This is a genomic window from Streptomyces sp. NPDC051576 (assembly GCF_040681835.1).
Lineage (GTDB): Bacteria > Actinomycetota > Actinomycetes > Streptomycetales > Streptomycetaceae > Streptomyces.
Map to the genome: position 1 here is coordinate 393,669 of NZ_JBFAZO010000013.1, position 6,356 is coordinate 400,024.

At 68.0% G+C, this 6,356-nt stretch carries 7 protein-coding genes; 5 read left to right on the forward strand and 2 right to left on the reverse strand.

Annotation, left to right across the window (positions count from 1 at the left end; translation table 11 throughout):
• Positions 1–19: 19 nt before the first annotated feature.
• Both dapB and AB0M63_RS37140 read left to right on the forward strand, forming a co-directional pair.
• Complete coding sequence (dapB, locus tag AB0M63_RS37135) at positions 20–772, forward strand: 4-hydroxy-tetrahydrodipicolinate reductase (protein ID WP_355924173.1); 753 nt, start codon at positions 20–22, stop codon at positions 770–772.
• Position 773: 1 nt separating this feature from the next.
• A complete protein-coding gene (locus AB0M63_RS37140; RefSeq protein WP_355924171.1) occupies positions 774–1,226 on the forward strand; it encodes a tetratricopeptide repeat protein in 453 nt (150 codons plus the stop codon).
• A 77-nt stretch (positions 1,227–1,303) separates the two neighbouring features.
• Here AB0M63_RS37140 and AB0M63_RS37145 read toward each other — a convergent pair whose 3' ends face one another.
• Positions 1,304–1,858: a hypothetical protein gene (locus tag AB0M63_RS37145; RefSeq protein WP_355924169.1), complete on the reverse strand. Its 555-nt coding sequence runs from the start codon at positions 1,856–1,858 to the stop codon at positions 1,304–1,306.
• A gap of 115 nt (positions 1,859–1,973) precedes the next feature.
• Complete coding sequence (locus AB0M63_RS37150; RefSeq protein WP_366022458.1) at positions 1,974–2,213, reverse strand: hypothetical protein; 240 nt, start codon at positions 2,211–2,213, stop codon at positions 1,974–1,976.
• A gap of 203 nt (positions 2,214–2,416) precedes the next feature.
• On the opposite strand from AB0M63_RS37150, the gene thyX reads away from it, so the two are divergent.
• The 3 genes from thyX to AB0M63_RS37165 all read left to right on the forward strand — a co-directional run bounded on the left by thyX (position 2,417) and on the right by AB0M63_RS37165 (position 6,081).
• Positions 2,417–3,157, forward strand: coding sequence for an FAD-dependent thymidylate synthase (gene thyX, locus AB0M63_RS37155; protein ID WP_355924165.1), 741 nt, complete (start codon positions 2,417–2,419; stop codon positions 3,155–3,157).
• Between the two features lie 211 nt (positions 3,158–3,368).
• Positions 3,369–4,268 (forward strand): 4-hydroxy-tetrahydrodipicolinate synthase, encoded by a 900-nt coding sequence (gene dapA, locus AB0M63_RS37160; RefSeq protein ID WP_355924163.1) that lies wholly within the window; start codon positions 3,369–3,371, stop codon positions 4,266–4,268.
• A 127-nt stretch (positions 4,269–4,395) separates the two neighbouring features.
• Complete coding sequence (locus tag AB0M63_RS37165) at positions 4,396–6,081, forward strand: ribonuclease J (RefSeq protein ID WP_355924161.1); 1,686 nt, start codon at positions 4,396–4,398, stop codon at positions 6,079–6,081.
• Positions 6,082–6,356: the final 275 nt, after the last annotated feature.

Genomic DNA, 6,356 nt, shown 5'->3' on the forward strand with positions numbered 1-6,356 from the left:
TCGTAAGGAAGCAAGAACGATGAGCAAGCTGCGCGTGGCGGTCCTCGGTGCCCAGGGCCGTATCGGTTCGGAGGCCGTACGAGCCGTCGAGGCCGCCGAGGACATGGAGCTTGTGGCCGCCCTCGGCCGCGGCGACACCCTGGAGACGCTCACGGCGAGCGGCGCCCAGGTCGCGGTCGAACTGACCACCCCCGCCTCGGTGATGGACAACCTCGACTTCTGTGTGGGCCACGGCATCCACGCGGTCGTCGGTACGACGGGCTGGACCGACGAGCGCCTCGCGCAGTTGACCGGCTGGCTGGACAAGTCCCCGGAGACGGGCGTCCTCATCGCGCCCAACTTCTCCATCGGGGCCGTCCTGACCATGAAGTTCGCGCAGATCGCCGCGCCCTACTTCGAGTCGGTCGAGGTCATCGAACTGCACCACCCGAACAAGGTGGACGCCCCCAGCGGCACCGCCACCCGCACGGCTCAGCTCATCGCGGAGGCCCGCGCCAAGGCGGGCTCGGCCCCCGCTCCGGACGCCACGACCACGGCCCTGGACGGGGCGCGCGGTGCGAACGTCGACGGCGTCCCGGTGCATGCCGTCCGGCTGCGCGGCCTGCTGGCCCACCAGGAGGTCCTGCTGGGCGGCGAGGGCGAGACCCTGACCGTCCGGCACGACTCCCTGCACCACAGCAGCTTCATGCCGGGCATCCTGCTCGGCGCCCGCCGCGTGGTGACGACCCCGGGCCTCACGTTCGGCCTGGAGCACTTCCTGGACCTGGGCTGACATGCGCGCCAAGCTCACCTACGGCGTCACGGCGGCCGTCCTGGTCTTCTACTTCGTCCTGGTCGGCAGCCGCGGCGTCATGCTCATACAGTCGGGCACGGTCATCACCGTCACCTTCGGGATCGCGGTCCTGATCCTGCCGGTGATCGGCGTGTGGTTCCTCTGGAAGAACACCCAGTTCGTCCGCAAGGCCAACCGCCTCGCCGCCGAACTCGACGCCGAAGGCGGCCTGCCCGTCGACGAGTTGAGGCGCACACCCGGCGGCCGCATCGACCGCGACTCCGCCGACGAGGTCTTCGCCAAGCGCAAGGCCGAGACGGAGGACGCCCCGGACGACTGGCGCAGTTGGTTCCGCCTCGCCGTCGCCTACCACGACGCCCGCGACACCCCCCGCGCCCGCAAGGCGATGCAACGCGCGATCGCCCTGCACGACGGCAGACCCGTGCAGGTCTGAACGTCCGTACACGCCGAAGGGGCCGGTCCGCACGCGCTGCGGACCGGCCCCTTCGGCATACGGCTGCTGTCGGGCGGTCAGCTGCGCCGGTACTCGTCGGACCACACCTCGACCGAGTCCGCGGCCCGGTCGAAGGCGGAGGCACGCGCCACGAAGTCGAGATCGTGCGTGGTCAGCAGCGCGGGCACGTCCCCGGGGGCCCGGTCCTTCCGTACGAGGACCAGCGCCTGCCCCTGCACCGTGCGCGGCAGCCCGAGCCAGCGCACCGGCTGCTGCACCGTCCGCACGGCGACGATCCGGTCCCACGGCACCGTACGCGTGAAGAGGAACCGCACCCGGCGCAGCCCGCGCGCGCTCACCCACACGCCCATGCGCAGCAGCCGCAGGGAGCAGACGATGACGACCGCCGCGATGCCGAGGATCACCCCGGCCTCGGACGGCGAGCCGGTCAACGCGATGATGACCGCCGCGAACAGCACATACGACGCGAGCAGCAGGACGAGCGCGGCCACCGCCACCCGCCACGGTCCGGGCCGGTAGGGGCGGCGCCAGTGGTCGCGGTCGTCGAACGGCAGCGCGAGCTCGTCCGCGGCCTCGAATGCGCGGTCGGCCGTAAGGAAGGGCAGGGGCACGGCTGGTGTCCTCACTGAATTCCATGCGTGGGCTGTGCCCGGTGAGGCTATCCGGCCGTGTTCCCGCTCACCACCCTTGGGGGTCCGGATGAGTCAAGACCCAGTACGTGCCTGGTCAGCGGTTGTCGGCGGCCTGCGACTGTTGGTTCTGTGTCGAGAGGTTGTTCTGGGACAACGCCGGCATCCCGAGGACCAGGGAGCCCACGATCCCCGCGACGATCGTGAGGCCCAGGAGCCAGCGCCCGGTTATCTGAGCGGCGGACGCACGCTCATGGGGCGGCGGGGTGACATTGCTGCGGAAACGGTCGTGCTCGGCGATGAAGGCGAACGGGACGGGTTCGCGCCGACGGAACATCGGTGGTGCTTCTCCCTTCGGGGATCGAATCGGGATCGAACGGGTGGCTCTCACCAAGACAGACGAGCGAACGCCTCAATTGGTGCCCCGTTTCACCGAATTCGCAGAAGAATGTCGCGGCACAGCACCGAACGCCCCGATGTCAGTGCCGGGCCGTAGAGTGGGCGCCGCCCGAGAGCCCTGATGGAAGGACCCGCCGAGCCGTGACTGATACTCCCGCCGATGACCTCAAGCCCAGTTTCCGTAGCGATGTCACCGTTGAGCTGGTCAAGCACACCGCGTCCGACGCGGACGTGCTCTTCGCCGCCCGCGTCTCGACGATCGGCGAGCAGTCCCTTGACGAGATGGGCAAGGACCCCGAGCGCTCCAAGGGCCTGATCAACTTCCTGATGCGGGACCGGCACGGCAGCCCCTTCGAGCACAACTCGATGACCTTCTTCATCAGCGCCCCGATCTTCGTCTTCCGCGAGTTCATGCGGCACCGCGTGGGCTGGTCGTACAACGAGGAATCGGGCCGCTACCGGGAGCTCCAGCCGGTCTTCTACGTCCCCGGCGAGTCCCGCAAGCTGGTCCAGGAGGGCCGCCCGGGCAAGTACGTCTTCGTGGAGGGCACCGAGGCCCAGCAGGAGCTGGTCGGCCGCGCCATGGAGGACTCGTACCGCCGGTCGTACGAGGCGTACCAGGAGATGCTCGCCGCCGGCGTCGCCCGCGAGGTCGCCCGCGCGGTCCTCCCTGTCGGCCTCTTCTCCTCGATGTACGCCACGTGCAACGCACGCTCGCTGATGCACTTCCTCGGCCTGCGCACCCAGCACGAGCTGGCGAAGGTCCCGTCCTTCCCGCAGCGGGAGATCGAGATGGTCGGCGAGAAGATGGAGGAGCAGTGGGCCAAGCTCATGCCGCTCACCTACTCCGCGTTCAACGCCAACGGCCGTGTCGCCCCGTAGCGCACCTCAGTTTGTCGATCGGGCACACATGTACGGATGGCTTGCGCGAAGTGTCCGTATTGCGGCATTTAGAGAAGTTCATCTAGCCTGATCAAACGGACCCGGCACTGCTTGAACCCCCGAGCAGGCAGTGCCGGGCTCCATATTTGTCACGACTTGTCGCCTGCCCCGAGGGCAGACCCCGCATTGAGCAGCGAGTAGCGTGTTACCCATGGCTCCGACCTCCACTCCGCAGACCCCCTTCGGGCGGGTCCTCACCGCCATGGTCACGCCCTTCACGGCGGACGGCGCACTCGACCTCGACGGCGCCCAGCGGCTCGCTACCCACCTGGTGGACGCAGGCAACGACGGCCTGATCATCAACGGCACCACCGGTGAGTCCCCGACCACCAGCGACGCGGAGAAAGCGGATCTCGTACGAGCCGTACTGGAAGCGGTCGGCGACCGGGCCCACGTCATCGCGGGCGTCGGCACCAACGACACCCACCACAGCGTCGAACTCGCCCGTACGGCCGAACGCACCGGCGCACACGGCCTGCTCGTCGTCACGCCGTACTACAACAAGCCCCCGCAGGAGGGCCTGTACCGGCACTTCACCACGGTCGCGGACGCCGCCGAACTGCCGGTCATGCTCTACGACATCCCCGGCCGCAGTGGCGTCCCGATCGGCACCGAGACAATGGTCCGACTCGCCGAGCACCCGAGGATCGTCGCCAACAAGGACGCCAAGGGCGACCTCGGCCGCGCCAGTTGGGCCATCGCCCGGACCGACCTGGCCTGGTACTCCGGCGACGACATGCTGAACCTGCCGCTGCTCTCCGTGGGCGCGGTCGGCTTCGTCTCGGTCGTCGGCCATGTGGTCACTCCCGAACTGCGAACCCTGGTGGACGCGTATGTCTCCGGTGACGTCCAGAAGGCCACCGAGATCCACCAGAAGCTGCTCCCCGTCTACACCGGCATGTTCCGCACCCAGGGCGTCATGACCACCAAGGCCGCGCTCACCCTCCAGGGACTGCCCTCCGGACCGCTGCGCTCACCCATGGTCGAGTGCTCGCCCGAGGAGATCGCCCAGCTCAAGATCGATCTTGCCGCCGGCGGGGTACAGCTCTGACAACGGACTTCACAACTGAATACGCAGGGCCTCGGCGCCTGCACCCCACACAGACAACAGCACTTGCACGAACGTCATGCGCGCCACGTGCCTATCGGTACGTGGCGCGCATGGGTAGGAGAGTCTTTTGAGTCATCCGCATCCTGAACTCGCCCCGCCGCCCAAGCTCCCCGAAGGCGGCCTGAGGGTCACCCCACTCGGCGGCCTCGGGGAAATCGGCCGAAACATGACGGTCTTCGAATACGGCGGCCGTCTGCTCATCGTCGACTGCGGCGTGCTCTTCCCCGAGGAGGAGCAGCCCGGAATCGACCTGATCCTGCCGGACTTCACGTCCATCAGGGACCGCCTCGACGACATCGACGGCATCGTCCTCACGCACGGACACGAGGACCACATCGGCGGAGTGCCCTTCCTCCTTCGCGAGAAGGCGGACATCCCGCTGATCGGCTCCAAGCTGACCCTCGCCCTCATCGAGGCGAAGCTCCAGGAGCACCGCATCCGCCCGTACACGCTTGAGGTCGCCGAGGGGCACCGCGAGCGCATCGGCCCCTTCGACTGCGAGTTCGTCGCGGTCAACCACTCGATCCCGGACGCCCTCGCGGTCGCCATCCGCACCCCCGCGGGCATGGTCGTCCACACCGGCGACTTCAAGATGGACCAGTTGCCGCTGGACGGTCGACTGACAGATCTACACGCGTTCGCACGGCTGAGCGAGGAGGGCATCGACCTGCTCCTCGCCGACTCGACCAACGCCGAGGTGCCGGGATTCGTCCCGCCAGAGCGGGACATCTCCAACGTCCTGCGGCAGGTCTTCGCCGGCGCCCGCAAGCGCATCATCGTGGCGAGCTTCGCCAGCCACGTGCACCGCATCCAGCAGATCCTGGACACGGCCCATGAGTACGGCCGGCGGGTCGCCTTCGTCGGCCGCTCGATGGTCCGCAACATGGGCATCGCGCGTGACCTCGGCTACCTCAAGGTTCCGCCGGGCCTGGTCGTCGACGTCAAGACGCTCGACGACCTCCCGGACAGCGAGGTCGTCCTGGTCTGCACGGGCTCGCAGGGCGAACCGATGGCCGCCCTGTCCCGGATGGCCAACCGTGACCACCAGATCCGCATCGTCGCCGGCGACACGGTGATCCTGGCGTCGTCACTCATCCCGGGCAACGAGAACGCCGTCTACCGGGTGATCAACGGCCTGACCCGTTGGGGTGCGAACGTCGTCCACAAGGGCAACGCCAAGGTCCACGTCTCCGGACATGCCTCGGCCGGCGAGCTGCTGTACTTCTACAACATCTGCCGCCCGAAGAACCTGATGCCGGTCCACGGCGAATGGCGCCACCTACGGGCCAACGCCGAACTGGGCGCCATGACCGGCGTTCCGCACGACCGGATCGTCATCGCCGAGGACGGCGTGGTCGTCGACCTTGTCGGGGGCAAGGCCAAGATCTCGGGCAAGGTCCAGGCGGGTTACGTCTACGTCGACGGTCTCTCGGTCGGCGATGTCGGCGAACCCGCGCTGAAGGACCGCAGGATCCTGGGCGACGAGGGCATCATCTCGGTCTTCGTCGTGGTCGACTCGTCCACCGGCAAGATCACGGGCGGTCCGCACATCCAGGCCCGAGGCTCCGGCATCGACGACTCCGCCTTCGTCGAGGTGGTCCCGAGGATCACGGAGGTCCTGGAGCGCTCGGCCCAGGACGGCGTGGTGGAGCCCCACCAACTGCAGCAACTGATCCGCCGGACGTTGGGCAAGTGGGTCTCGGACAACTATCGGCGCAGGCCGATGATCCTCCCGGTCGTCGTGGAGGTCTGACCGTCGTACGACCCCCTCGTACGCGTGAACCTGGAGCGGGCCGCCTCGATTTGCATCGAGGCGGCCCGCTCCAGTACGTTTACGGCTCCGCCTGAGGGGGAACCCGGACACTTCGCGTGTACGGGAGCCACTCCCGGGGGGCCGGAAATTCCGACTCAGAACTTCTGATAAAGTCGGAAACGCCGGAAAGGGAAACGCGGAAGCGGAAACCTGGAAAGCGCCGAGGAAATCGGGTCCGGAAACGGTCTGATAGAGTCGGAAACGCAAGACCGAAG